Genomic DNA, 24,130 nt, shown 5'->3' with positions numbered 1-24,130 from the left:
AAAACAACCATTGGAGAACAACCATGTCGCGCATGCGCGGTTTTACCCTGATCGAAGTGATGGTCGTGCTCCTCATCCTGTCGGTACTGGCCGGCATTGCATACCCTGGCTATGCCGGCTACCTGGCCAAGGCCCGGCGCATGGAAGGCAAGGTCGCCCTGATCACCGCGATGCAGCAGCAAGAACAGCACCACGCGCTGCACCACACCTATGTCGCCTTTTCGCGGACGGCGCCGGTGGACGGACTGCCCTGGTGGTCGGGGAATGCGGCCGCCACCAGCGCCTATGAGCTCGAGGCGCAAGCCTGTCCGGACAGCGATCTGCGCGACTGCGTGCAGTTGCGCGCCCGTCCCGGCACGGCGAACGTCGACGCCCGTTTTGCCGACCCCGAATGTGGCGCACTCACCTTGCGCAGCACGGGCGAGCAGGGCGCCAGCGGCGAGTCGGAACGCTGCTGGCCATGAAGGCCCAGCGTGCATTTTCGCTGACCGAACTGTTGATCGTGACCGCGGTGGCTGCCGTGCTGCTGGCCGTCGCCGCGCCCGACCTCGGCGCACTGCTGCGCGCCCAGCAGCTGCGCACGGCCACCAACGACCTGTTCGGCGCGATCGGCATGGCGCGGGCGCAGGCGATCGCGCGCAACGAGCGCGTCATCCTGACCCCGCGCGATGGGGCCGGCGTCGACTGGGCGCAGGGCTGGACCGTGTTCGTCGACCGCGACGGCGATGGCGCACCGGGCCCGGCCGACGCCATCCTCGCCGTGCACGAGGCCCTGCCGAGCGGCTTCGATACCGTCTTCTCCTTCACCAGTCCTGCAGCCCCGTATTACATCGCCTACAATGGCGCCGGGCGCAGCTGCAGCGCCGCCAACAGCGGCGCGGCGCGCTGGGGCACGCTGTCGCTGTTTCACGGCGGCGCCATCCGCCGTATTAAAATCAACATGCTGGGCCGGGCGCGCGCCTGCAATCCCGCGCGCGACGACAATTGCGACGGCGCCGAAGCACCGGATTAAAGCTATCAAGAACACTGTGCAGATCACGAACGATACCGAAGGCATGGCGCTGGCCCTGGAATGGGCCGCCAAAGGCATGTATATCACCGCGCCCAACCCGCGCGTGGGCTGCGTGATCGTGAAGGGTGGCGAGGTGATCGGCGCGGGCCACACCCAGCCGGCCGGCCAGGACCATGCCGAGATCCAGGCCCTGCGCGACGCGGCCGCACGCGGCAACGACGTGCGCGGGGCGACGGCCTACGTCACCCTCGAACCCTGCAGCCACTACGGCCGCACCCCGCCATGCTCGAATGCGCTGATCGAAGCGGGTTTCAAGCGCGTGGTGGCGGCGATGGGCGACCCGAATCCGCTGGTGGCCGGGCGCGGCATGGCGCAGCTGGAAGCGGCCGGCATCGACACCGCATCCGGCCTGCTGGCCGATGAGGCGCATGAGCTGAACATCGGCTTCTTCTCGCGCATGCGCAGGCAGCGTCCCTGGGTGCGCCTGAAAACGGCGGCCAGCCTGGACGGCATGACGGCGCTCGAGAATGGCGAAAGCCAGTGGATCACGGGGCCGGAGGCACGCCAGGACGGCCATGCCTGGCGCGCGCGCGCCTGCGTGATCCTGACCGGCATCGGCACCGTCAAGGCGGACGATCCGCAGCTGACGGTGCGTGGCGTGAACACACCGCGCCAGCCGCGCCGCGTCATTGTCGACAGCCGCCTCGAGATCGACCTCGACGCGCGCATCCTGGAAGGCGAGCCGTGCTGGATCGTCGCCGCCGTGCCGCATCCCGAAAAAGAAGCGCTGCTGCGCGCGGCCGGGCATGAGGTCATCCTGCTGCCGAATGCCGGCGGCAAGGTCGACCTGCCGGCCCTGATGCTGGAACTGGGCCGGCGCGAGATCAACGAAGTGCATGTGGAAGCCGGCTCGAAACTGAACGCTTCTCTGGTGCGCGAAGGCTGCGTCGACGAACTGCTGGTCTACCTGGCGCCCAGCCTGATCGGCGCCGGGCAGGGCATGTTCGCGCTGCCGCCCCTGAGCCGCCTGGCCGACAAGATCGCCCTGCGCTTTCACGCCGTAACGCCGGTCGGGGCCGACCTGCGCATCCTGGCAAGACTGGATACTACGAACTAACCTGAAGGAATCGCTGCATGTTTACTGGAATCGTCGCCGCCGTCGGCAACATCAACGAGGTCTCGCCGCTGGCGGGTGGAGAAGACGCCGGCGTGCGCCTGCAGATCGACGCCGGCGGCTTGGCGCTGGCCGACGTCGCGCTGGGCGACTCGATCGCCATCAACGGCGCCTGCATGACCGTGGTCGACAAGACCGCATCGAGCTTCGCCGTCGACGTCTCGCGCGAAAGCCTGAGCAAGACGGCGGGCCTCGACGCGCCGGGCGAAGTCAACCTGGAAAAGGCGCTGACCCTGGCCGAACGCCTGGGTGGCCACCTGGTCTCGGGTCACGTCGACGGACTGGGGCAAGTGCACAGCTTCGAACCGGTGGGCGAATCGCATGAACTGGTCATCGACGCACCGTGGGAACTGGCCAGGTTCCTCGCCTATAAAGGCTCGGTCGTGGTCAACGGCGTGTCGCTGACCGTGAACCGGGTCGACGACCTGACGGTCGAGGGCGCCAAGGTCTGCCGCTTTTCGATCAACCTGATCCCGCACACGATCGAGGTCACCACGCTCAAGCACCTGCGCGCGGGTTCGAAGGTGAACCTGGAGATCGACCTGATTGCGCGCTACGTCGAGCGCATGCTCTCGGCCGCGAAGGTCTGATCGACCGGATCGGGGCGCTCTACACTGCTTGCGCGTCCTGATGCTGCTGGTGCGTCGCGCCGCAACCCGAAGCGGATCATGGTGTCCGCCGTCGACGGCCGGTGCAGGGCGGTCAGGCGCGCGGCGATGTCGCCGATCGAGCCGGACGACATGCTGGTGCGCTTCAGGTAGCCCTGGACCGTCGCGGCTTGTGGATTGTCGGCGCTGGCGTTCAGCTTTTCCAGGAACTGGTCGGCCTTCATCACGCGCGCGCTGTCGAAGCGGCGCGGGCGCTCGATGCGTGCGTTCGGCGCCAGCAGCACCAGCGTGTCGACCGGCGCATCGTCCAGGCCGAAGGGTTCGAGCACGTCGCGCAGCACCGGGACCTGGCGCGCCAGCGCGTCCAGCGGCGAGGGCATCGGCTCGAGCGTTTTCGTCGTTTCGTTCCTGCGCAGGAAGTCGCCGTCTTCCGTGATCTTCAGGCCATGCGCGAAATGTCCCGTGTCGAGCAGGTAGAAGCGGCGCGAGCGGTGGATCAGCAGGTGGTCGATCCGGGCTGCTGCGCCATCGTTCGCCACCAGGCGCAGGTCGTGCACCACGGCGGTCCGCGTCGAATCCTTCAGGTGCATGTCGATCAGGGCCGTCGCGTCGCGCTCGGCGTTCATCCCGGCGCGCATCATGCGCAGCTCGCGCTCGATCAGCGGGCGCTTGTCGGGACCGGCCAGCGCCAGCATGCGCTGCAAAATCGCGACGATGGGCATCTTGTTGTCGCTATCCTTGTAGATCATCGTCAACTCCAGCTGAGGTCTAACCTTCACTCTAGCTCTGCGTCAACAATCCGCCACCGAATTTGTTAAGTGCAAGTAAGATTATTCCTCTTGCATGGAAGTTGTTGCGCTCGCGACGCACCGAAAACCACGTAGACTGCCTGGCTATCGAACATAAGCTCGCCCCGCTGGAATTCCTGCAGCGGCGGCAGGCATGACCAGGAGATGAGATGAGGGTAACGGATGTGATGTCGCGGGCCGCGCTGGCGGCCTGTTTGCTGGGCGGCGGCTTTGTGCACAGTGCTGAGATGCGCGAGTACCGCCAGGTGGCGATCAGTGGCGGCGGCGAAGCGGTGGTCGCGGTCGAATGGAGCGATCCCGGCATTTCCGGCCAGCGCGCGCATGGGCGCATCGTCGTGCGCGACGCCGCCAGCGGCCGCATCACGGCCGAATACGATCCCTGCGCCGCCTGCAGCTACGATTTCCCGACCTGGTCGCCGGACCGCAAGGCACTCGCCTTTATCGGCGCCGACCGCGCGGCGGGCAGCGCGACGCTGTGGGTGGCGCGCGGTGGCGAAATGATCGCGGCGGCCACCGTCAAGGGCGTGGCGAACACGGCGCGCTGGTCGCCCGACGGCGCCAGCATCGCGCTGCTGGCGACGGTCGACGCGAAGAAGCAGACCGGGGCCGTGGAGGCGGGCGCGCGCCAGGTCGGCGAGATCGGCGTCAGCGAGGACGCGCAGCGCATCGCGCTGGTGCCGAGCCGGGGCGGGGCGCTGCGCCTGGTGTCGCCGCCCGACGTGTACGTGTATGAGTACGACTGGACGCCCGACGGCCGCGGCTTCGTCGCCACCAGCGCCCGGGGCAACGGCGACAACAACTGGTGGGTCGCCACGCTCGGGCATATCGACGTAAACAGCGGCGCGCTGCGCATCGTCGCCGCGCCGAAGATGCAGGTCAGCCTGCCGCACGTGTCGCCGGACGGGCGCAGCGTCGCCTTTGTCGGCGGCCTGATGAGCGACTTCGGCTCGGTCGGCGGCGACGTCTTCACGGTGCCGCTGGCCGGCGGCGAACCGGTCGACGTGACGCCGGGTTATGCGGGCTCGTTCAATGGCCTGGCGTGGAAGGGCAGCAGCTTGCTCGCGTCAAACCTGCAGGGGAGCGAGATGGCGGTGGTGGCGATCGATCCGCAGGCACGCAGCACGCGCACGCTGTGGCGCGGCGCCGTCACCGCGAACGGCTCGGGCGACGGGCGCATCGTGTTCAGCGCCGACGGCAGTTCGGCGGTGTCGGTGCACGAAACCTGGGAGCAGGCGCCGCGCATCGTGGCCGGGCGCTTGCCGACACTTGCGCCGATCACGCACGAGAATGCCGGTTTCGCGCCGCAGGTGGCCAGCCGCAGCTTGACCTGGACCAACGAGGGACTGCGCAGCCAGGGCTGGCTGATCGGGCCGATCAACCCGCGCGCGGGCGTCAAGCACCCGCTGGTGGTGATCGTGCACGGCGGGCCGGCATCGGCGGCGACGCCGCGCTATGTCGCGCCGGGCGACTTCGGCAACCCGCTGGTGCGCGAGCTGGTCGAGCGCGGCTTCTACGTATTCCAGCCGAACCCGCGCGGCAGCTATGGCCAGGGCCTGGCGTTCACGCAGGCGAACCGGCGCGACTTCGGCGGCGGCGACTGGCGCGACATCCTGGCCGGGGTCGACGCCGTCATCGCCCAGGCGCCGGTCGACGGCGAGCGCCTGGGCCTGATGGGCCACTCCTACGGCGGCTTCATGACGATGTGGGGCGTCACCCACAGCAAGCGCTTCAAGGCGGCGGTGGCCGGCGCCGGCATCGCCAACTGGATCAGCTACTACGGCCAGAACGGCATCGACCAGTGGATGGTGCCGTTCTTCGGCGCCGCCATGTACGACGATCCCGCCATCTATCGCGCCGCCTCGCCGATCGAATCGATCAAGCACGCGACGACACCGACCCTGCTGTACGTCGGCGAGCGCGACGTCGAGACGCCGGCGGTGCAGTCGATGGAATTCTGGCACGGCCTGCGCGCGATCGGCACGCCGACCACGCTGGTGATCTACGACGGCGAAGGGCATGCGATTCGCAAGCCGGAGCATCAGCTGGACCAGCGCCGGCGCACGGTGGCGTGGTTCGAAAAATATTTGAAATAAACCCGCCGGCATTGACCGGAGCGACGTAGGGTGGGCACTTGTGCCCACGTGGTTGTTCCCATGAATACCGCAACGTTTCAGGAGATTGAAACATTCGAGCGTCGCAACCTGGCATGCGATTCGCAAGCCGGAGCACCAGCTCGACCAGCGCCGGCGCACGGTGGCGTGGTTCGAGAAGTATTAAATAGAGGTAGGGTGAGCACGGGGCGCCCACCCTACATCCTTCAGTTTGCCGGAACAGCCGGCGTTTCCTGCGTGGCGGCCGCCTGCACCGGCGCCTCCACCTTCGTCTCCGGATACAGCACCACCTGCACGTAATTCTCCGTGTTCAGGTAACGCCGCGCCGCTTCCTGCACCTCGCTGGCGGCCAGCGCATTCACGCGCTCTTCGTGCGTCAGGATCGCGGCCGGGTCGGTCCCGTCCAGCAGCGCCGACTGGATGCGCCCGAGCCAGTAGCCGTTTTCGCGCAGCGCGCGGCGGTAGTTCTGGATCCAGTTCTGCTTGACCTTGGCCAGGTCGGTGGCGCTCGGCCCTTCGCGCTTGAGGCGCTCGAATTCGGCGAAGGTGGCGGCCAGTACCTTGTCGACGTTTTCCGGGCCGGTCGGCAAGTTGACGGAGAGCGTGTAGTGGCCATACGGGATGCGCGCCAGCTGGCCGCCGGCGCTGCCGCCGTAGATCATCGACAGTTGCTCGCGCAGCACCTCGATGATGCGGATGTTGAGCACTTCGACCAGCGCCTGCAGGCGCATCTGCTCGGCTTCCGAGAACGGCGCCTCGCCGGTGAAGGTGAGCGAGATCGTGCTCTTCGGCTCGGCGCCGCTGTAGACGGCGCGCTTGACCACGCCCTTGACCGGACGCAGGCCGACGTCGCGCCAGGCGGTCGGGATGTCGGGCGTCGGCAGGCTGCCGAGCCAGGTCGCCAGCAGCGGCTTGACCTTCTTCGGATCGAAACTGCCGACCATGACGAAGGTAAGGTCCTTGGCGCTGGAAAAGCGTTCGCGGTAGATCGCGATGCTGCGGTCCAGGTCGATCTGGGCGAATTCTTCGGGACGCAGCGGGCGCGGCGCGCGCGGGTGGTTGCCGTACAGCGTGGCGGCGATGGTGTCGCCGAAACGCGCGCCCGGCTGGGCCAGGCGGTTACGTGCGGCTTCCACCTGCTTGCCGATGAAGGATTTAAACAAGTCTTCGTCGCGGCGCACGGCGTCGAAGCGCAGCCACAGCAGCTGCAGCATGGTTTCGATGTCGGTCGCGCCCGAGGAGGCCCCCACCACTTCGCTGTAGCCGGCCAGGCCGAAGGTGACCGCGGCTGCTTTTCCGGCCAGGACTTTCGACAGGTCGAGCGGCGAATAGTCTTTCAGGCCCATGCTGGCGACGATCGCGTTGGCGTAGCGGGCGTTGACGATGTCGGCGTCGCCGTACAGGCTCTGGCCGCCGAAGCGCGCCGCGCTCATCACGACCTGGTCGTTGCGGAAGTCGGTGGGTTTCAGGATCACCTTGACGCCGTTCGACAGCGTCAGGTACGTCAGGCCCAGGGCCTTGTCCTCGCGCTCGGCGACGATGCTGCCGCCCGCCGGCGGCTGCGCCAGCAACTCGGTGGCGAGCGACTTTTCCTCGTAGGGCGCAACCTCGGCCTGCTCCGCCGCTGCCAGCGCCGCGAGCAGGGATTCGCCGCTCGGCGGCGGCGTGTCGCGCTGCTCGATGCCGGTATAGATCACCAGTTTGCCGGAGTTGGCGGGGATCGTGCGGCGCGCATAGGCGTTGATTTCGTCGAGCGTCACGCCCGGCAGCAGTTCGGTGGCGTAGCGGTATTCGGCGGCGATGCCGGGAATCGGTTCCTGCTGCAGGAAGTTGCGCATGTACTCGGCGACATAGGCACGCGAGTCGGTCTTCTCGCGTTCGTTGTACAGGCGCTCGTAACTGCGCAGCATGTCCTTGCGCGCGCGTTCGAGTTCGGCCGCACCGAAGCCGTAGCGGCGCACGCGCTCGTTTTCGCGCACCAGGGCGGCGATCGCCTTCGGTGCACCGCCGGGACCGATCGAGGCGCTGGCATTGAAGGATTTATAGAAGGGCGTGAGCGAGCCGACGCCGCTGCCGCCGCGCAGGAAAGGCGGCTCGGGCAGCTGCGACAGCTCCTGCAGGCGCGCGCTCAGCATGCCGCTGAACAGGCCCTCGACCATCTGCTGGCGGTAGCCGCGCACGGTGTCGGGTTCGCGCACCGGTTGCATCGGATAGCGCACCAGGATGCTGTTGCCGCCGGCCTCGCGGTCGGTGACGACCACCGCTTCGGTCTCTTCGCGGCGCGGAATGGCGGCGTAGGCCCGGGGACGCGCCGGCACCGGGTTCTTCAGCTTCGAGAAATGCGCCTTGACCAGGCTTTCGATCGTCTTCGGGTCGACGTCGCCGACCGCCACCACCGCCATCAGGTCGGGCCGGTACCAGTCGCGGTAGTAGCGGCGCAGGGTGTCGGGCTTGAAGTTGCGTAGCACCTCTTCCTTCCCGATGGGCAGGCGTTCGGCATAGCGCGAACCGTTGAAGATCTTCGGGTACAGCTGCTTGCCGATGCGGTCGCCCGCGCCTTTGCCGAGCCGCAGTTCCTCGAGCACGATACCGCGCTCCTTGTCGATCGCGGCATCGTCGAAGCTGATGCCGTGGGCCCAGTCTTCCAGCACGCGGAAGGCCTGCTTCAGGTTGTCCGGACGGTCGAGCGGGATCGGCAGGATGTAGACGGTTTCGTCGAACGAGGTGGTGGCATTCAGGTCGGCCCCGAACTTGACGCCGATCGATTGCAGGTAGTCGATCAGCTCATGCTGTTTGAAATTCGTGCTGCCGTTGAAGGCCATGTGCTCGACGAAGTGGGCCAGTCCCTGCTGGTCCTCGTCTTCCAGGATCGAGCCGGCTTTTACTACCAGGCGCAGTTCGAGCCGGCGTTCGGGGCGCGTGTTCTTCTGGATGTAGTAGGTCAGGCCGTTGGCCAGCTTGCCGACCTTGACCTGCGGCCCGACCGGGATCGGCGCGTCCAGCTTGAGGGCGGCGCCGGCGACAAGGGAATGGGTGAGGAGAACTGCGACTAAACAGAAATGACGAAGAAGGTGGCGGAACATCGGGGTGTCCATGGAAAGGCGTCGAGCGGCCATTGTAACGGCCGCCCGCACCTTCGTGGCACTTCACACCGCCACGCGTCCCGCCTGCAACAGCAAGGCCATTTCGCGCGCCGGCAGCGGCTGGCTGTAGAGGTAACCCTGCAGCACCTGGCAGCCGATGCGGCCGAGGAAGTCGCGCTGGTCGAGCGTCTCGACGCCTTCGGCCACCACCCGCAGCGCCAGGCCTTCGGCCAGCGCGATCGTGGCCTGCGCGATGGCCGCGCTGCGCGGGTCGGTGGTGATGTTGCGCACGAACGCCTGGTCGATCTTCAGTTTGTCGAGCGAGAAGCGCGACAGGTAGCCGAGCGATGAGTAGCCGGTGCCGAAATCGTCGAGCGAGAGCGACACGCCCATCGCGCGCAGTTCGGCCAGCTGGGCTTCGGCCGCGCTGGTGTCGCCCATCATGACGCTTTCGGTCAGTTCGACTTCCAGGTAACGCGCTTCCAGGCCGGACTCCGCCAGCGCCGCGCGCACCACGGCGGGCACGGTGCCGGCCTTGAACTGGTGCGCCGAGACGTTCACCGCCACCGGCACGCAGGGCAGGCCGGCGTCCTGCCAGGCCTTGTTCTGCAGGCAGGCCTGGCGGATCACCCAGTCGCCGATCGGCAGGATCAGGCCGGTGTCCTCGGCCAGCGGAATGAAGTCGGCCGGCGAGACGCGGCCCAGTTCCGAACTGTGCCAGCGCAGCAGCGCTTCCATGCCGAGCACGCGCCCGTCGGCGCAGGCCACCTGCGGCTGGAAGTGCAGCGCCAGTTCGGCCTGGCCGATGGCGCGGCGCAGGCGCGTTTCCAGCGCCAGCCAGCGCATCGCCTGGGCATTCATCTCGCCCTTGAAGAAGCGGAAGCCATTGCGGCCGGCATCCTTCTGGTGCGCCAGCGCGGCGTCGGCGGCCTTGAGCAGGTCGCCCGGCATGTCGCCGTCGCGCGGGAACACGCTGATGCCGACGCTGCCGGTGACGACGACGTCGTGGCCGTCCACCGAATGCGGCTGGGCGATCGCCTCGATCAGGCGCTGGGCGGTGAAGATGATGTCTTCGGTATCGTCGCAGCTGGTCAGCAGCACGAATTCGTCGCCCGACAGGCGCGCGACGGTGTCGGTGGGACCGGCGACCGCGCTGGCGCGGCGCGCCACTTCGCGCAGCAGGGCGTCGCCGGCGCTGTGCCCGAGGCTGTCGTTGATGCGCGAGAGGCGGTCGACGTTCACCAGCAGCAGCGCCAGCTGGCTGCCGTCGCGGCGCGCCGCGGCGATCGATTGCTGCAGGCGGTCGTGGAACAGCGAACGGTTCGGCAGCCGGGTCAGGGCGTCGTGGTTCGACAGGAAGTCGAGCTGGTTGTGGGCTGCCTTCAGCGCCGACATGTCGGTCGACACCGAGACGTAGGCGGTCAGCTTGCCGGCTTCGTCGCGCACCGCGCTGATGCTCATGCGCTCGGGGTAGACTTCGCCGTTCTTGCGCCGGTTCCAGATCTCGCCGCGCCACTGGCCATGCTGTTCCAGGCTGTCCCACATGGCGCGGTAGAAGCAGGCTTCGTGGCGGCCCGAGCGCAGCAGGCGCGGATTCAGGCCCAGCACATCGGCCTCGCGATAACCGGTGATGCGCTCGAAGGCAGGGTTGACCGCGACGATGTTGGCGCAGGCGTCGGTCATCATGATGCTTTCCTGGGTGCTGTCGAACACCTGGCGCGCCAGCTCCAGGCGGTGTTCGCTCTCGCGCAAGGCGGCGTCGGCCTCGGCGCGTGCGGTCGCTTCCAGCTGGAGCTGGGCGGCGTGGCGCTGCACCACGCCGTACAGGTTCAGGTTTTCGTAGGCGACCGCCAGGTGGGCGCCAAGGGCCGAGGCCCAGTGAGCGTCGTCCGGCCCGAACGGCGCCGCGCTCGGGGCGCGCAGCAGGTACAGCCAGCCGTACAGGTGGCGCTGGTCGCGCACCGCGAGGCCGAGGAAGGAACCGCAGCGCGGCAGGGCGGGCGGCAGGGTGCCCAGCAGCGGGTCGCCCTCGGCCAGCAGCAGGGCCTGGCGCGATTGCAGCAGCGCGCCCGGCAGGCGGGTGCCGGTCGCATGCGCCAGCAGGGGAGCGGCATCGAAGCCGCGCGCGTCCAGGTGGCAGACCGTGCGTTCGTCGCTCTCGAGCAGGCACACGGCCAGCTGGTCGGCGTCGAGGATGGTTGCCGCGGCCTGCAGGAAGCCGGCGGCCAGGCCGTCGACGCGGCGTTCGCCGGCCAGGCGCAGGCACATGTCCTCGAGTGCGGCCAGGCGTGTGGCCAGGCGGCTGTCGCCCGGCGGCGTGGCCTGCGCGGGCGCCGATGCGAGGGCCGGATGGCGTTCCTCGCGCGCCGTGGACAGTGCCGCGTCGGCGGCCGCCGCCGACAGTCCCAATTCGGCATTCACGGCCGCCATGATGTCCTGCGGGTCGGACGGCTTGGACAGCACGGTCTGCACGCCGCAGCTGCGCGCCATGGCCACCGTCTCGCGCTCGGCGTAGACGGCGGAATAGAAGATCACGCGGGTGGCGGCCAGGGCGCGGTCGGCGCGCAGGCGCTGGACGAACTCGTAGCCGTCCATGGTCGGCATCAGGATGTCGGTGATGATCAGGTCGGGGCGCTCGCTGCGCACCAGCTGCAGGGCGGCGGCGCCGTCTTCGGCTTCGAGCAGGCGGTGTTCGGTGAAGCCGAGCAGGGCCAGCAGGTAGGCGCGGTTGCTCGGACGGTCATCGACGATGAGGATGGTGGCCATCAGTGGGTCTCCCGCGCTGCGGCGGCGCACTGACAGACGAATAGCGGTACCGGCATGACAACTCCATGAATGCACCGGCGGCAGCACGCCGGCACGTAGACCTGACTGTGATGAATCATAATCCTCTGGATGTCGCAAACACCACAAAGTTGCTTATTAAAACATAGTATTTAACAATTGATTTTGAACAATTGTATTTTGTTGCACATGTGCAACGCTCTATGGTTTCCCGTGTGTTCAATTACCGCTTGCCGCCCCCATTGTCGGGTCGGGTTCCTCGCATCGACCCGGTCGGACGCCGGTAAATCCTTTAAAATAGCGGATTACGCACGCTGCGTCACCGAATCAAGTACCGAACAGAGGAAATCCGCATGTCTATCTCCAGCACCCAGGAAATCGTTGCCGAACTTCGCGCCGGCCGCATGGTCATTTTGGTCGACGAAGAAGACCGCGAAAACGAGGGCGACCTGGTCCTGGCAGCCGACTTCGTCACGCCCGAGGCGATCAATTTCATGATCCGCCACGCGCGCGGCCTGGTCTGCCTCACCCTGTCGGAAGACATCTGCGACCGTCTGGCGCTGCCGATGATGACGACTCGCAACGGCACCTCGTTCGGCACCAATTTCACGGTCTCGATCGAAGCGGCCGAAGGCGTCACCACCGGTATCTCGGCGGCCGACCGCGCGCGTACCATCCAGGTGGCCGTCAACCGCGGCGCGAAGCCGGACGACCTGGTGCAGCCGGGCCACATCTTCCCGTTGCGCGCAGTGAAGGGCGGCGTCCTGATGCGCGCCGGCCACACCGAAGCGGGCTGCGACCTGACCGAGATGGGCGGCCTGACCCCGGCCTCGGTGATCTGCGAGATCATCAAGGAAGACGGCACCATGGCACGCCTGCCGGACCTGATCGAGTTCGCCAAGGAACACAACCTCAAGATCGGCACCATTGCCGACCTGATCCATTACCGCAGCGAGAACGAGAGCCTGGTCGAGCGCGTTGCCGAGCGCACCCTGAACACCGCCCACGGCGAATTCCAGCTGATCGCCTACCGCGACAAGCCGAGCGGCAGCGCGCACCTGGCGATGGTCCACGGCAGCGTGCAGCGCGAGGTCGAAACCCTGGTGCGCGTGCACCAGCCGGTGTCGATTCTGGACGTGCTGGAACACCGCGCCACCACCCACTCCTGGACCATGGCCTCGGCGATGGACGCGATCAAGCGCAGCGAATCGGGCGTCGTCGTCCTGCTCAACTGCGGCGAGACGGCCGAGCAGCTGTTCGCGCAGTTTACGTCGCTCGACGCACCGGGCGCACGTCCGACCGGGCGCGCGGCGACGATGGACTTGCGCACCTACGGCATCGGCGCCCAGATCCTGAAGGAACTGGGCGTGGGCAAGATGAAGCTGCTGGCCAATCCGCGCAAGATGCCGTCGATGACCGGTTTCGATCTCGAGGTGACCGGCTACATCGCCAGTCCTGTGGCTTAAGCCTCGATAAACCTACTGCGCGTCGAACTTTCGGTCTGCGATGCTCGCTGTACGCTTGTACAGCTCCGCTTCTCGACCGAAATTTCTTCCGCTCGCTACGGTTTCTCGAGGCTTCGAGACGCTGTAGGATCCATTATTATTTAACGACAAATACGAAAGAGGGCAGCCATGACGGTAGGAACTTATGAGAGCAACATGACAGGCGAGGACCTGCGCATCGGGATCGTGCAGGCGCGCTTCAATGCCGACGTCGGGCATGGCCTGCTGTCGTCCTGCCTGGCTGAACTGAAACACCTGGGCGTGGCCGACGAGGACATTTTGCACGTGACCGTGCCGGGCGCGCTGGAAATCCCGCTGGCCCTGCAAAAGATGGCCGAGACCCAGCAGTTCGACGCCCTGATCGCGCTCGGCGCCGTCATCCGCGGCGAGACTTACCACTTCGAGCTGGTCTCGAACGAGTCGGGCGCCGGCATCACCCGCATCGGCCTGGACTACGGCATCCCGATCGCGAATGCGGTGCTGACCACCGAGACCGACGAGCAGGCCGAAGTACGCATGGCGGAAAAGGGTGCCGACGCGGCCAAGGTCGCGGTCGAGATGGCCAACCTGCTGCTGGCGCTGGAAGAGCTGCACCCCGAGGAAGAAGAAGAGTAAGGGACGAAGATATGGAAAAGACTACCCACGCCAACCCGAGCAAGAACCGCACCCCGCGCCACCGCGCGCGCGAGTTCGCGCTCCAGGGCCTGTATCAATGGCTGCTGAACAACGAGCCATCGACCAAGGTGGCCAACAACATCCGCGCCGCCCACGGCTTCGACAAGGCCGACGGCGAGTATTTCTCGTCGCTGCTGAACGGCACCATCTCGACCTCGGTCGAACTGCGCGAATCGATCGCCCCACTGATCGACCGCGGCGTGGCCGAACTGTCGCCGATCGAGCACGGCGTGCTGCTGCTGGGCGCGTACGAACTGAAGAACCACCCGGAAATCCCGTACCGCGTCGTCATCAACGAAGCGGTCGAGCTGACCAAGTCGTTCGGCGGTATCGACGGCCACAAGTACGTCAACGGCGTGCTCGACAAGCTGGCATCGCAGCTGCGTCCGGAAGAAGTCGGCGCCGACGCCCGCCGCTGATTTCCCTCTATATATAGTAGGGCGGCAAAAAGCCACCACGCGGAGCAAGCGTGGTGGCTTTTTTGTTTGTGCTGGCCTGTGACGGTGGCGCACTGTAGGGTGGACTCCGGAGTCCACGCGTTCGTGCTTAAGCACGGGCATACTCCGTCCGTGAGACCGCAAACGGTGAGTGGAACGTGGTGAGGATCAGCCGCAGGGAAGCCCGACGTCGCAGGCTATCAACCATCGTAACGCGTGGACTCAGGAGTCCACCCTACGGTGCGCAGCGATTTCGATTGCCATGAGCGCACGGTGCACAACCGTCCCGACTCCATAAAAAAAGCCACCGCGAGGGTGGCCATGAGGAGTGAACGTTGTTCGCGTTACAGCGTCGCCAGCGCTTCCACGTGCGGTTCGGCGGGTGCTGCCGGTTCCTCGGCTTTCGATGCGGCCGGGGCGGCGGGCGCCGACTTGACCACCATCTGCGCCGGGGCGGCGGGGGTGTTGGTCGGGACTTTCTTGCCGCCGGCAACCAGTTTCAGGCGCTTGTATTCGGCCAGCACCTTGGCGCCGTAGCCGGAATCGCTGTCCATGTCGGCCGCGCCGACGTAGGTCTTGAGGCCGCCTTCGACCGAGCCGGTGCGCTTGACGTAATCCTTCAGGATCAGGGCGCCGACACGGATGTTGGCCACTGGATTGAGCGCAGCCTGGGCGCCGCCGACTTCCTGGAACTTGTCGTGGTGGACCTTGGCCATCACCTGCATCAGGCCCTTGGCGCCCATCGGGCTTTCCGCGAACGGGTTCAGGCCCGATTCGATGGCCATCACGGCCAGGATCAGCAGTGGATCGAGCTTGATCTCGTGGGCCGTCATGTAGGCCGTCGAGACGAGCATGTTGGCGGCGTCGCCGGCGACCCGGTAGCGCTTGGCGAGCCAGGAGGTGACGTTCTGCTGCTGTTTCGTATTACCGAGGTGCTTGACGTCGGCATGGTGCTCTTGCGTGGCGTCCGGCGCGACGTCCTGAATCGGTGCCGGGGTTGCAGTCGCGACGGTGGCACGGACAGGTGCGTTGGCGACGGTTGTTTCTGGATACAGCAGTTCGGAAACCTTTTTTGCTGCATCCGGGTTCGTGTAGAGCAGGGCCAGTACCGCCACTGCCGAGAGACCGAACACGGTCAGGGTGTGTTGCATTGTGGTCAGCAGACCACGCGCCGTTTTGCTCACTTGTGCAAACGTGAATGGCTGGCTGGCCATGGATTGGACGAGCCTTGCGCTCGTACCGAACAAACGATTGATCATCGAAGTCCCCTTTGTCGCGGCGAAAAGGATCCCGTCGTGGCGCTCCAGGCGCTACGTTGGTTACCAATGCCGTGCATCAGAAAAATCGTCAGGGCTTCCAGTGCGGAAGACCAAAACGCCGTCATTGCTTTGCTTCAGCTGGCCGATGCCCAAGCGTGGGACGGTCCAGTGGCTCAACAACTGTCTCGGGGGTTCAGGCAGACGCCTGGTGGAAACACTCCTTACAAATGTCGTTGGGGCCCCGACCCCGTGAAGTTATGAGAGCGGCTACAATCAGCTTTTTAAATGGCCGTCTCATCAAGTAGGTGCGATTGTAGGAGGTCGTTTATACGGAGTCAATACTAGCACGAACGCGCCTTATAACTTATAGATCTGACTTTTGGTGACCGAGCTCAGCAATACCTTGCCAAATCAAACACTTGGCGGCGCATTTTGATTAACCTCAAGCAATCGAAAAAACAAGCAAAACTTGATGAAATATGCAGATCTCCGGGATTTTATGTCCCAATTGGAACTAAATAGCGACTTAAAGCGTGTAACTACCCCGGTATCGCCGTATCTGGAGATGACGGAAGTGGCCGATCGGGTGCTGCGTGCCGGCGGACCGGCGCTGCTGTTCGAAAAACCGGCAGGGCACACCATTCCCGTGCTGGCCAACCTGTTCGGCACGCCGCAACGGGTGGCAATGGGCATGGGCGCCGACAGCGTGACCGAACTGCGCCGCATCGGCCACGTGCTGGCGCGCCTGAAGGAACCGGAACCGCCGCGCGGCTTCAAGGACATCATGGGCCTGGGTTCGCTCGTGAAGGCCGTGTGGGACATGGCGCCGAAGGAAGTGAAGGGCGCCGCTTGCCAGGAAATCGTCTGGGAAGGCAATGACGTCGACCTGGCGCGCCTGCCGATCCAGCATTGCTGGCCGGGCGACGTCGCGCCGCTCATCACCTGGGGTCTGGTGATTACCAAGGGGCCGAACAAGAAGCGCCAGAACCTGGGGATCTACCGCCAGCAGGTGCTGGGCCGCAACAAGGTCATCATGCGCTGGCTGGCGCACCGCGGCGGCGCGCTCGACTTCCGCGAACATGCGATTGCCAACCCGGGCCAGCCGTATCCGGTGGCGGTGGCCCTGGGCGCCGATCCGGCCACCATCCTGGGCGCGGTCACGCCGGTGCCCGACAGCCTGTCGGAATACCAGTTCGCCGGCCTGCTGCGCGGCCAGCGCACCACGCTCACCAAAGCCATCGGCAGCGAGTTGCGCGTGCCGGCGTCTGCCGAAATCGTGCTCGAAGGGCATATCTATCCGGATGCGAACCACCCGTCCGGCTTCGAGCATGCGATGGAAGGACCGTACGGCGACCACACCGGCTATTACAACGAGCAGGACAGCTTCCCGGTCTTCACCATCGACCGCATCACCATGCGGCGCGACCCGATCTATCACTCGACCTATACCGGCAAGCCGCCCGACGAGCCGGCCGTGCTCGGCGTGGCCCTGAACGAAGTCTTCATTCCGCTGCTGCAAAAGCAATTCAGCGAGATCACCGATTTCTACCTGCCGCCGGAAGGTTGCAGCTACCGCATGGCCGTGGTGCAGATGAAGAAGCAGTACGCCGGGCATGCCAAGCGCGTCATGTTCGGGGTCTGGAGTTTCCTGCGTCAGTTCATGTATACGAAGTTCATCGTCGTGGTCGATGAAGACGTCGACGTGCGCGACTGGAAAGAGGTGATCTGGGCCATCACGACCCGGGTCGATCCGACGCGCGACACGGTGCTGGTCGATAACACGCCGATCGACTACCTCGATTTCGCCTCGCCGATTAGCGGCCTCGGCAGCAAGATGGGGATCGATGCCACCAACAAGTGGCCGGGCGAGACCAACCGCGAATGGGGCACGCCGATCACGATGTCGCCCGAGGTCAAGATGCGGGTCGATGCGATCTGGCAGGAGTTAGGCTTGTAATGCGGGGCTTGTAATAAGCAGGGTGGGCGGGGCGCGAAAAATCCCTGCCCACAAGTTTTCTTGCGTCGGTTATAATGCGATCTGGCGGGCCCCTGCGCATTGTGGCATGGTTTACCTGGTCAGGTCGGGAACGAAGCAGCCAAAGCCGTTCACCGCAAGTGCCGCAGATCAGGCTCGCCTCCTTCGTTTCTCCTCCGCAGTTCACTTCATTTCCCGCTTTTCATGCCCAACAATTGTTTGTCCAGCAAAGACAAATGTTGCTCGCCTGTCATCGGCGTTTCGCCTGGTCTCAGCCGGTAATGTTCGCGCCGGCGGCCATCTGCGGTAAAATCGCGGTATGTCCTATCAAGTCCTCGCCCGCAAATACCGCCCCAAGAACTTCGACACGCTGGTTGGCCAGGAGCACGTCGTGCGCGCGCTCACCCACGCGCTCGATACCGGCCGCCTGCACCATGCCTACCTGTTCACGGGTACCCGCGGCGTCGGCAAGACGACGCTCTCGCGCATCCTGGCCAAGTCGCTCAACTGCACCGGCCCCGACGGCGCGGGCGGCATCACGGCCCAGCCCTGCGGCGCCTGTGAAGCCTGCCGCGCGATCGACGCCGGCCGCTTCGTCGACTATATAGAGATGGACGCCGCATCGAATCGCGGCGTCGACGAGATGGCCCAGCTGCTCGAGCAGGCTGTCTACGCACCGAGCAATGCGCGCTTCAAGGTCTACATGATCGACGAGGTGCACATGCTCACGAACCACGCATTCAACTCGATGCTGAAAACGCTCGAGGAACCGCCCGAGCACGTCAAGTTCATCCTCGCCACCACCGACCCGCAAAAGATTCCGGTCACGGTGCTGTCGCGCTGCCTGCAATTCAACCTGAAGCAGATGCCGCCGGGCCATATCGTCGGCCACCTGGAAAACATCCTCGGCCAGGAAGGCGTGACGTTCGAACAGCCGGCCCTGCGCCTGTTGGCCCAGGGCGCGCACGGCTCGATGCGCGACGCGCTCTCGCTGACCGACCAGGCCATTGCCTATGCCGCCGGCGCCGTCACGCTGGAAGCGGTGCAGGGCATGCTCGGCGCGCTCGATCAGTCCTACCTGGTGCGCCTGCTCGACGCGCTGGCCAATGAAAACGGCGCCGACCTGCTGGCCGTGGCTGACGAGATGGCCAGCCGCAGCCTGTCGTACAACGGCGCGCTGCAGGACCTCGGCACCTTGCTGCACCGGATCGCACTGGCGCAGTCGGTGCCGGCCGCCGTGCCGCAGGACTTACCTGAACTGGCCGATATCCTGCGCCTGGCTGAGGCTTTCGATCCGCAGGAAGTGCAATTGTTCTATCAAATTGCCGTGCACGGCCGTAACGAGATCGGCCTGGCGCCGGACGAGTACGCCGGTTTCACGATGACCCTGCTGCGCATGCTGGCTTTCCGGCCGGGGCAGGGTGGGGCCGAGCGCATTGCTGCGCCCGCTGCCGCTGCGGCGCCACGTGCGGCTGCGCCGATGGGGCGTGCAGCTGCGGCGGCATCCGCTGCGGCTCCGCCGTCGCCGCGTCCGGCCGCGCCGCAATCGGCACCGGCGGCACCAGCCGCGCCTGCCGCTGCTGCCAATCCGGCGCCGGCCATGAATTCGGCGCGCGCGGCCATCAACGCGGCCCTTGAAGCGGCGCGTGCAGCCTCGGGCCAGCGTTCGCCGCCCAAGCGCCCTGGCGCGGATACGCCCGTCCCGAGTGCGCCGTCTGCTGCCCCGGCGGCAGCGCCGGCGCGTCCCATCAATGTCGGCCCCGGCGCAGGGCCGGGCGGTCCTGGCGGGCGCATGGCCCCGCCGGGCGCGCCTGGTCCGTCCGCCGCTGCGGCTGCCCGTCCCGGCGCCGCGCCGCCCTGGGACCGTCCAGGCGCGCAGGCCGAGGCGCGGCAGCAACCGCAATCGCGCGCCGGCAATGAGGCTGCGAGCGACGACGGTCCGCCATCCTGGGTCACTGAATTTTCCGACGATACCGCCGTTGCCAACGAAACGGCCACCAACGCCGCCACCGATGCAGTCGCCGCGCCGGTGAGCGTGCCGGTCGCCGCGCGTGCGCCGGCCACGCCGCCGCATGCCTACGTCGTCACGTCCGTCCCGAGCCTCGACTGGGACGGCAACTGGCCGGCGCTGGCAGCAAGCCTGCCGCTGCGCGGCGTGTCGCAGCAGCTGGCCCTGCAGACCGAACTGATCGACTGCCATGCCGATACCCACTCGGCCGTGTTCCGCCTGCGCGTACCGGTCGACACCCTGCGCGCCAGCGGCAACAGCGAAAAGCTGCAGGCCGCATTGCAGGATGTGTTCGCCGGCAAGCGCATCACCGTCGAGACCGAAATCGGTCCGGTCTGGTACACGGCCAGCGCCGAGGCGAAAGCCGCCAAGGAAGAGCGCCAGCGCCTGGCCGAGGCGATCGTCGCGGGCGATCCGTTCGTGCAGGAGATGGAACGCGTGCTCGGCGCCTTTGTCGTGCCCGGCTCGGTGCGCCCGCCAGTCTAAAATCCCCCTTTTAACGAATTATTGGAGAATCGCACCATGATGAAGAACCAGCTCGCAGGCTTGATGAAACAGGCGCAAGCCATGCAGGACAACATGAAGAAGGCGCAGGAGCAGCTGGCCCTGATCGAGGTCGAAGGCCAGTCGGGCGCCGGCCTGGTGAAGGTCACGATGACTTGCAAGAACGACGTCAAGCGCGTGCAGATCGACCCGTCGCTGCTGGCCGACGACAAGGACATGCTGGAAGACCTGGTCGCCGCCGCCTTCAACGACGCCGTGCGCAAGGCCGAAGCGACCGCCGCCGAAAAGATGAGCGGCCTGACCGCCGGCATGCCTGGCCTGCCGCCCGGCTTCAAGATGCCGTTCTGATCGTCCTCACGCATTAATGTTTATCGTCTCGCTCACCTATACCGCGCCGCTCGCCAAGATCGACGCGCGCCTGGCCGCGCACCGCGAGTGGCTGGGCACGCAGTACAAGGCCGGCATCTTCCTGATGTCGGGCGCCAAGGTGCCGCGCGACGGCGGCATCATCCTTGCGCGCGCGCCCAGCCGCGGCGCCCTGGAGCGGATACTGAGCGAAGACCCGTTCGCGCTGGCCGACCTGGCGCGCTACGAGATCACCGAATTCACCCCGACCATGACGGCCGAGGCATTCGACGCCTGGCGCGGGGTGTAGGTACTTGATATGTCCAAATCCCTCGACTTCCTGACCGAAGCGCTGCGCCGCCTGCCGGGCATCGGCCCCAAGTCGGCCCAGCGCATGGCCTTCCACCTGTTGCAGCACGACCGCGAAGGCGCGGCCATGCTTTCGCGCGCGCTCTACCAGGCGGTCGACTCGGTGCACCATTGCGCGCTGTGCAATACCTTCGCCGACACCGAGGTGTGCGAAATGTGCGCCGACGAGGCGCGCGACCGCACGCTGCTGTGCATCGTCGAAACCCCGGCCGACCAGATCATGATCGAGCAGACCCTGACGTATAAAGGCCTGTACTTCGTGCTGATGGGGCGGCTGTCGCCGCTGGATGGCATCGGTCCGAAAGACCTGCACCTCGACAAGCTGGTCGGCCGCGCCGCCGACGGCGTGGTGGGGGAGGTCGTGCTCGCGACCAATTTCACCAACGAAGGCGAAGCCACCGCCCACTACATCAGCGAGATGCTCAAGGCGCGCGGGCTCAAGGTCAGCCGCCTCGCACGCGGGGTGCCCGTGGGCGGCGAGCTCGAGTATGTCGACGCCGGCACCATCGCGCGCGCCATGCTGGATCGCCGCAGTGCATAATCTTCCGACAAGAACTGAGCCTATCCCGGTAGACCGGGGGAAGCTGTGAACGACATGCGCGTAGGCGATGCAGGGCAAGCGCGGGCAAGGCGCGAGAAGGGCGCATGGCGGGGCCATGAATTTTTCTAATGCGCCGACGAGCAACGCAGCACCCGCTTGTCCTGCGCGTTCGCAGCGACTCCGGACTACCGGGATTGGCTCCTAAGTAGCTCCGAGCGGCGGTAGCCGTTTGCGTGTGCGCAATCGGAATTGAATGTCCGCTGCTATCGTGGGCTCAATTCAAGCGGACCTGCAAGCATGCACCTCGTCGATATCACGATGTTTTACGCCGCCGAAGGCAACGGCGTCAGCACCTACCTGAATGCCAAGGCACGCTGGCTGGCCCGGCACGGCCGCGTCCAGCACACCATCCTCAGCCCGAACGTCGACAGCGGCGGCGAATCGCCGGCGCTGGTGCGCGTGCCCGCCTTCGCGCTGCCGGGCATCAACGGCTTTCGCATGCCGACCTCGGTGCGCGCTCCGGCGCGCCTGCTGCGCCAGGCCCGGCCCGACCTGATCGAAGCCGGCGACGCCGGCCACAGCGCCTGGGCGGCACTGCGCCTGCGCCGCCGCCTGGGCGTACCGGCGATCGCCTTTTATCACTCCGACCTGCCGCGCCTGGTGCGCCCGCGCTTCGGCCAGACAGCGGAAAACGCCACCTGCAAATACCTGGCCCACCTGTACCGCCAGTTCGATCTCGTGCTCGCGCCCAGCCGCGCCATGGTCGAGCAGTTGCATGCGATGGGCGTGCCCGATGCGCACCACCAGCCGCTCGGCATCGACAGCAGCGTGTTCAGTCCGGCGCGGCGCGTCGAGACCCTGCGCGCCCATCTGCGCCTGCCCGAGAATGCGCGCCTGCTGGTGTACGCGGGCCGCTTTACGCACGAGAAAAAACTGCCGCTGCTGATCGACGCGGTGCGCAAACTCGGCCGGCCGTATCACCTCCTGATGATCGGCGGCGGCGATCTCGAATTGCCGCGCTATCCGCAAATCACTTACCTGCCGTTCAAGCGCAACCAGCGCCACCTGGCGCGCCTCTTGGCCAGCTGCGACCTGCTGGTGCATCCGGGCGACTGCGAAACCTTTGGCCTGATCGTGCTCGAAGCCATGGCCTGCGGCTTGCCTGTGGTGGCGACCACCGGCGGCGGCGTGGCCGAACTGATCGACGAACAGACGGGCATCCTGGCGCGGCCGAACTGCGTCGACAGCCTGGCCGGCGCCATCGAGGCGGCCTACGGGCGCGACCTTGGCGCGATGGGCGCGCATGCGCGGCGCAAGGCGGCCGAGTATTACGACTGGAACGAGATCCTGCCGCAGGTGATGCGGCGCTACCAGGCCGTGCTCGGTACGCGCGGCCAGGACGAACCCGGCGCGAGGAGCATCTGTGTCACCGACTGAAGTGCAATCAACTGAAGCACGTGCGCTGCTGGCAGAGCCGCCCATGCTGTGCGTGTCGATCCACGACGTCGCGCCCGGCACCTGGGAAGAATGCGCGCGCCTGGCGCGCGCCATGCGCCAGGCCGCCGACGTCCGCCTGACCTGGCTGGTGGTACCGCACTACCACGGGCGGCCGGCCGACGAGCGCGACGAGCGCAGCATGCGCGCCGGACTCGATGCGGCGCTGGCGCGCGGCGACGAACTGGCGCTGCACGGCTATACCCATCTCGATACCGGCGCGCGGTCGTCCGGCTTGCGCCAGCGCTTCCTGCGCGGCGTGTACACCCAGCGCGAAGGGGAGTTCGCGGCGCTGGCGGCGGCCGATGCGCGCGAACGCATCGCGCTCGGGCTGGAGTGGTTCCGCCAGCGCGACTGGCCGGTGTCGGGTTTCGTGCCGCCCGCCTGGCTGCTGGGCGAAGCATCCTGGCGCGTGCTGCCCGAGTTTGCCTTTTCCTACACCACCACGTTTACGCGCTTTCACCTGCTGCGCCAGGGATGCTCGGTGTTTGCGCCGTCGCTGGTCTACACGGCCAGGAACTCGCTTGGGCGCGCGCTCTCGCCGCTTGCCGCCAGCGTGGCTGCACGCTGCATGGCCCAGGGACCGCTGATGCGCCTCAGTTTGCATCCGCCCGACGTGCGCCATTCGCGCCTGGTGGCGCATGCCCAGCGCCTGGTCGAGCGCATGCTGGGCACGCGCGAGGCGGTCACGAAGGCCGAATGTGCGCGACGGCTGCTGGCGACCCGGAGCAGTCGCGTAACGTAGAGGTTGTGAAAAAATCGTCAGGGCAAGGGATACGGCCGCCCGGCGCCGAGTCGAAGACAGTACGAGTGTACGGCGAGACAAGGCAACGCAGCCATGGCGATTTTTTCACAACCTCGTAGGATGGGCACTTGTGCCCATGCGGTCGTATCTGTGCCTATCCCGACGCGTCTCGAATCAGGGACCGTCAAATTCCGATAGAGGTATGCAAACCGATGCGAACGCCGGTTATCGTGCGGCACGGCGAGGCACGACCGCGTGGGCACAAGTACCCGGTGAAACCTTCATGGCGACCATTGGCCGCCATGACCCTACGTTGCCTCGGCGTTCCAGGCTTCCGTGAAAGCGCGGACCAGAGCCGCTTACCGCCAGCCACGCCCCCAATAACCGCCGCCCCAATAGCCACCCCAGGGGCCGACGTACCCGGGGCCGGTCCCGTAGCGCTGCACGTCGTCCTTCGTGCTCAGGCTGATGATGCAGCTGCGCCATTGGTCGGTTTGCTGGGCATAGCCCAGACGGTCGCAGGCCGGGCCGTAGATGGCGATCATTTCGCTCATTTCGGCCTGTTTGCGCGCCGCCCGTTCTTGCGGAGTGGCGCAGGCGCTCAGCAGCAGTGCTGCCGCCAGTACGATGGTTGTACGCATTGCGATCTCCTTTTTTTGCGTGAATTACACTGGTTTCGAGCTTAGCGCAAG

General features: G+C 66.3%; 20 protein-coding genes and 1 other RNA gene. 16 read left to right on the top strand and 5 right to left on the bottom strand.

Translation table 11 applies throughout. The features are described 5' to 3' along the window. The first annotated feature begins 23 nt into the window (after nucleotides 1–23). The 4 genes from AC56LG_RS00860 to AC56LG_RS00845 are packed head-to-tail and all read left to right on the top strand — an operon-like array spanning nucleotide 24 to nucleotide 2,776. Complete coding sequence (locus AC56LG_RS00860; RefSeq protein ID WP_497164254.1) at nucleotides 24–464, top strand: type IV pilin protein; 441 nt, start codon at nucleotides 24–26, stop codon at nucleotides 462–464. Continuing rightward, a complete protein-coding gene (locus AC56LG_RS00855) occupies nucleotides 461–1,012 on the top strand; it encodes a GspH/FimT family pseudopilin (protein ID WP_497164253.1) in 552 nt (183 codons plus the stop codon). Before AC56LG_RS00860 ends, AC56LG_RS00855 begins: the two co-directional genes overlap by 4 nt. A 16-nt stretch (nucleotides 1,013–1,028) precedes the next feature. Beyond that, complete coding sequence (gene ribD / locus AC56LG_RS00850) at nucleotides 1,029–2,129, top strand: bifunctional diaminohydroxyphosphoribosylaminopyrimidine deaminase/5-amino-6-(5-phosphoribosylamino)uracil reductase RibD (protein ID WP_497164252.1); 1,101 nt, start codon at nucleotides 1,029–1,031, stop codon at nucleotides 2,127–2,129. Nucleotides 2,130–2,146: 17 nt separating this feature from the next. After that, on the top strand, nucleotides 2,147–2,776 hold the full coding sequence (locus AC56LG_RS00845) for a riboflavin synthase (RefSeq protein WP_497164251.1): 630 nt from the start codon (nucleotides 2,147–2,149) through the stop codon (nucleotides 2,774–2,776). Here the strand turns inward: AC56LG_RS00845 and AC56LG_RS00840 are convergent. Further along, the gene (locus AC56LG_RS00840) at nucleotides 2,740–3,543 is read right to left on the bottom strand and encodes a nuclease-related domain-containing protein (protein WP_497164250.1); all 804 of its coding nucleotides are present in this window, start codon (nucleotides 3,541–3,543) and stop codon (nucleotides 2,740–2,742) included. The two genes, AC56LG_RS00845 and AC56LG_RS00840, sit on opposite strands and share 37 nt — an antisense overlap. A gap of 209 nt (nucleotides 3,544–3,752) precedes the next feature. Between AC56LG_RS00840 and AC56LG_RS00835 the strand changes: the two genes are divergently transcribed. Next, on the top strand, nucleotides 3,753–5,696 hold the full coding sequence (locus tag AC56LG_RS00835) for a prolyl oligopeptidase family serine peptidase (RefSeq protein ID WP_497164249.1): 1,944 nt from the start codon (nucleotides 3,753–3,755) through the stop codon (nucleotides 5,694–5,696). Nucleotides 5,697–5,920: 224 nt separating this feature from the next. On the opposite strand, the gene AC56LG_RS00830 is transcribed toward AC56LG_RS00835, so the two are convergent. After that, entirely contained in the window at nucleotides 5,921–8,809 is a 2,889-nt protein-coding gene (locus tag AC56LG_RS00830; protein ID WP_497164248.1) for a M16 family metallopeptidase, read from the bottom strand. 51 nt (nucleotides 8,810–8,860) lie between these two features. Then, the gene (locus AC56LG_RS00825; RefSeq protein WP_497164247.1) at nucleotides 8,861–11,563 is read right to left on the bottom strand and encodes a two-component system response regulator; all 2,703 of its coding nucleotides are present in this window, start codon (nucleotides 11,561–11,563) and stop codon (nucleotides 8,861–8,863) included. 371 nt (nucleotides 11,564–11,934) lie between these two features. On the opposite strand from AC56LG_RS00825, the gene ribBA reads away from it, so the two are divergent. From ribBA to nusB, 3 genes are all read left to right on the top strand, one after another. Continuing rightward, nucleotides 11,935–13,047 (top strand): bifunctional 3,4-dihydroxy-2-butanone-4-phosphate synthase/GTP cyclohydrolase II, encoded by a 1,113-nt coding sequence (gene ribBA / locus AC56LG_RS00820; RefSeq protein ID WP_497164246.1) that lies wholly within the window; start codon nucleotides 11,935–11,937, stop codon nucleotides 13,045–13,047. Nucleotides 13,048–13,215: 168 nt separating this feature from the next. Next, nucleotides 13,216–13,701 carry a 6,7-dimethyl-8-ribityllumazine synthase gene (ribH, locus tag AC56LG_RS00815; protein ID WP_056339428.1) on the top strand — a complete coding sequence of 162 codons (486 nt, stop codon included), beginning with the start codon at nucleotides 13,216–13,218 and terminating at the stop codon, nucleotides 13,699–13,701. 11 nt (nucleotides 13,702–13,712) lie between these two features. After that, nucleotides 13,713–14,180: a transcription antitermination factor NusB gene (gene nusB / locus AC56LG_RS00810; RefSeq protein WP_497164245.1), complete on the top strand. Its 468-nt coding sequence runs from the start codon at nucleotides 13,713–13,715 to the stop codon at nucleotides 14,178–14,180. A 362-nt stretch (nucleotides 14,181–14,542) separates the two neighbouring features. Here the strand turns inward: nusB and AC56LG_RS00805 are convergent, their stop codons facing one another. Further along, nucleotides 14,543–15,349: a transglycosylase SLT domain-containing protein gene (locus AC56LG_RS00805; RefSeq protein WP_497164244.1), complete on the bottom strand. Its 807-nt coding sequence runs from the start codon at nucleotides 15,347–15,349 to the stop codon at nucleotides 14,543–14,545. 580 nt (nucleotides 15,350–15,929) lie between these two features. Here AC56LG_RS00805 and ubiD point away from each other — a divergent pair. From ubiD to AC56LG_RS00765, 8 genes are all read left to right on the top strand, one after another. After that, nucleotides 15,930–17,414, top strand: coding sequence for a 4-hydroxy-3-polyprenylbenzoate decarboxylase (ubiD, locus tag AC56LG_RS00800; RefSeq protein WP_497164243.1), 1,485 nt, complete (start codon nucleotides 15,930–15,932; stop codon nucleotides 17,412–17,414). A gap of 83 nt (nucleotides 17,415–17,497) precedes the next feature. Next, nucleotides 17,498–17,596: signal recognition particle sRNA small type (ffs, locus tag AC56LG_RS00795), an RNA gene on the top strand. Nucleotides 17,597–17,751: 155 nt separating this feature from the next. Further along, nucleotides 17,752–19,926, top strand: a complete 2,175-nt coding sequence (locus AC56LG_RS00790) for a DNA polymerase III subunit gamma/tau (RefSeq protein WP_497164242.1) — start codon at nucleotides 17,752–17,754, stop codon at nucleotides 19,924–19,926. A gap of 36 nt (nucleotides 19,927–19,962) precedes the next feature. Beyond that, the gene (locus AC56LG_RS00785) at nucleotides 19,963–20,292 is read left to right on the top strand and encodes a YbaB/EbfC family nucleoid-associated protein (protein ID WP_056339437.1); all 330 of its coding nucleotides are present in this window, start codon (nucleotides 19,963–19,965) and stop codon (nucleotides 20,290–20,292) included. A 16-nt stretch (nucleotides 20,293–20,308) separates the two neighbouring features. Then, nucleotides 20,309–20,599, top strand: coding sequence for a YciI family protein (locus AC56LG_RS00780; RefSeq protein WP_497164241.1), 291 nt, complete (start codon nucleotides 20,309–20,311; stop codon nucleotides 20,597–20,599). 9 nt (nucleotides 20,600–20,608) lie between these two features. Continuing rightward, nucleotides 20,609–21,199 carry a recombination mediator RecR gene (gene recR, locus AC56LG_RS00775; protein WP_497164240.1) on the top strand — a complete coding sequence of 197 codons (591 nt, stop codon included), beginning with the start codon at nucleotides 20,609–20,611 and terminating at the stop codon, nucleotides 21,197–21,199. Nucleotides 21,200–21,496: 297 nt separating this feature from the next. After that, nucleotides 21,497–22,636 (top strand): glycosyltransferase family 4 protein, encoded by a 1,140-nt coding sequence (locus AC56LG_RS00770; RefSeq protein WP_497164239.1) that lies wholly within the window; start codon nucleotides 21,497–21,499, stop codon nucleotides 22,634–22,636. Further along, complete coding sequence (locus AC56LG_RS00765) at nucleotides 22,623–23,438, top strand: DUF2334 domain-containing protein (RefSeq protein ID WP_497164238.1); 816 nt, start codon at nucleotides 22,623–22,625, stop codon at nucleotides 23,436–23,438. The genes AC56LG_RS00770 and AC56LG_RS00765 overlap by 14 nt, the downstream gene beginning before the upstream one ends. Nucleotides 23,439–23,797: 359 nt before the next feature. Here AC56LG_RS00765 and AC56LG_RS00760 read toward each other — a convergent pair whose 3' ends face one another. Continuing rightward, on the bottom strand, nucleotides 23,798–24,079 hold the full coding sequence (locus AC56LG_RS00760) for a hypothetical protein (protein WP_497164237.1): 282 nt from the start codon (nucleotides 24,077–24,079) through the stop codon (nucleotides 23,798–23,800). Nucleotides 24,080–24,130: the final 51 nt, after the last annotated feature.

It is taken from the genome of Telluria sp. ZB2R32, from assembly GCF_059685715.1.
Note: the sequence above shows the minus strand (reverse complement) of the source record. Positions and strands in the feature narration are given on the sequence as shown.

What these genes read in the sequence shown, in the direction of transcription:
- AC56LG_RS00860 (WP_497164254.1), top strand. Translation starts at nt 24, where the DNA reads ATGTCGCGCATGCGCGGTTTTACCCTGATCGAAGTGATGGTCGTGCTC.
- AC56LG_RS00855 (WP_497164253.1), top strand. Translation starts at nt 461, where the DNA reads ATGAAGGCCCAGCGTGCATTTTCGCTGACCGAACTGTTGATCGTGACC.
- AC56LG_RS00845 (WP_497164251.1), top strand. Translation starts at nt 2,147, where the DNA reads ATGTTTACTGGAATCGTCGCCGCCGTCGGCAACATCAACGAGGTCTCG.
- AC56LG_RS00840 (WP_497164250.1), bottom strand. Translation starts at nt 3,543, where the DNA reads ATGATCTACAAGGATAGCGACAACAAGATGCCCATCGTCGCGATTTTG.
- AC56LG_RS00835 (WP_497164249.1), top strand. Translation starts at nt 3,753, where the DNA reads ATGAGGGTAACGGATGTGATGTCGCGGGCCGCGCTGGCGGCCTGTTTG.
- AC56LG_RS00830 (WP_497164248.1), bottom strand. Translation starts at nt 8,809, where the DNA reads ATGGACACCCCGATGTTCCGCCACCTTCTTCGTCATTTCTGTTTAGTC.
- AC56LG_RS00825 (WP_497164247.1), bottom strand. Translation starts at nt 11,563, where the DNA reads ATGGCCACCATCCTCATCGTCGATGACCGTCCGAGCAACCGCGCCTAC.
- ribBA (WP_497164246.1), top strand. Translation starts at nt 11,935, where the DNA reads ATGTCTATCTCCAGCACCCAGGAAATCGTTGCCGAACTTCGCGCCGGC.
- ribH (WP_056339428.1), top strand. Translation starts at nt 13,216, where the DNA reads ATGACGGTAGGAACTTATGAGAGCAACATGACAGGCGAGGACCTGCGC.
- nusB (WP_497164245.1), top strand. Translation starts at nt 13,713, where the DNA reads ATGGAAAAGACTACCCACGCCAACCCGAGCAAGAACCGCACCCCGCGC.
- AC56LG_RS00805 (WP_497164244.1), bottom strand. Translation starts at nt 15,349, where the DNA reads ATGCAACACACCCTGACCGTGTTCGGTCTCTCGGCAGTGGCGGTACTG.
- ubiD (WP_497164243.1), top strand. Translation starts at nt 15,930, where the DNA reads ATGAAATATGCAGATCTCCGGGATTTTATGTCCCAATTGGAACTAAAT.
- AC56LG_RS00790 (WP_497164242.1), top strand. Translation starts at nt 17,752, where the DNA reads ATGTCCTATCAAGTCCTCGCCCGCAAATACCGCCCCAAGAACTTCGAC.
- AC56LG_RS00785 (WP_056339437.1), top strand. Translation starts at nt 19,963, where the DNA reads ATGATGAAGAACCAGCTCGCAGGCTTGATGAAACAGGCGCAAGCCATG.
- AC56LG_RS00780 (WP_497164241.1), top strand. Translation starts at nt 20,309, where the DNA reads ATGTTTATCGTCTCGCTCACCTATACCGCGCCGCTCGCCAAGATCGAC.
- recR (WP_497164240.1), top strand. Translation starts at nt 20,609, where the DNA reads ATGTCCAAATCCCTCGACTTCCTGACCGAAGCGCTGCGCCGCCTGCCG.
- AC56LG_RS00770 (WP_497164239.1), top strand. Translation starts at nt 21,497, where the DNA reads ATGCACCTCGTCGATATCACGATGTTTTACGCCGCCGAAGGCAACGGC.
- AC56LG_RS00760 (WP_497164237.1), bottom strand. Translation starts at nt 24,079, where the DNA reads ATGCGTACAACCATCGTACTGGCGGCAGCACTGCTGCTGAGCGCCTGC.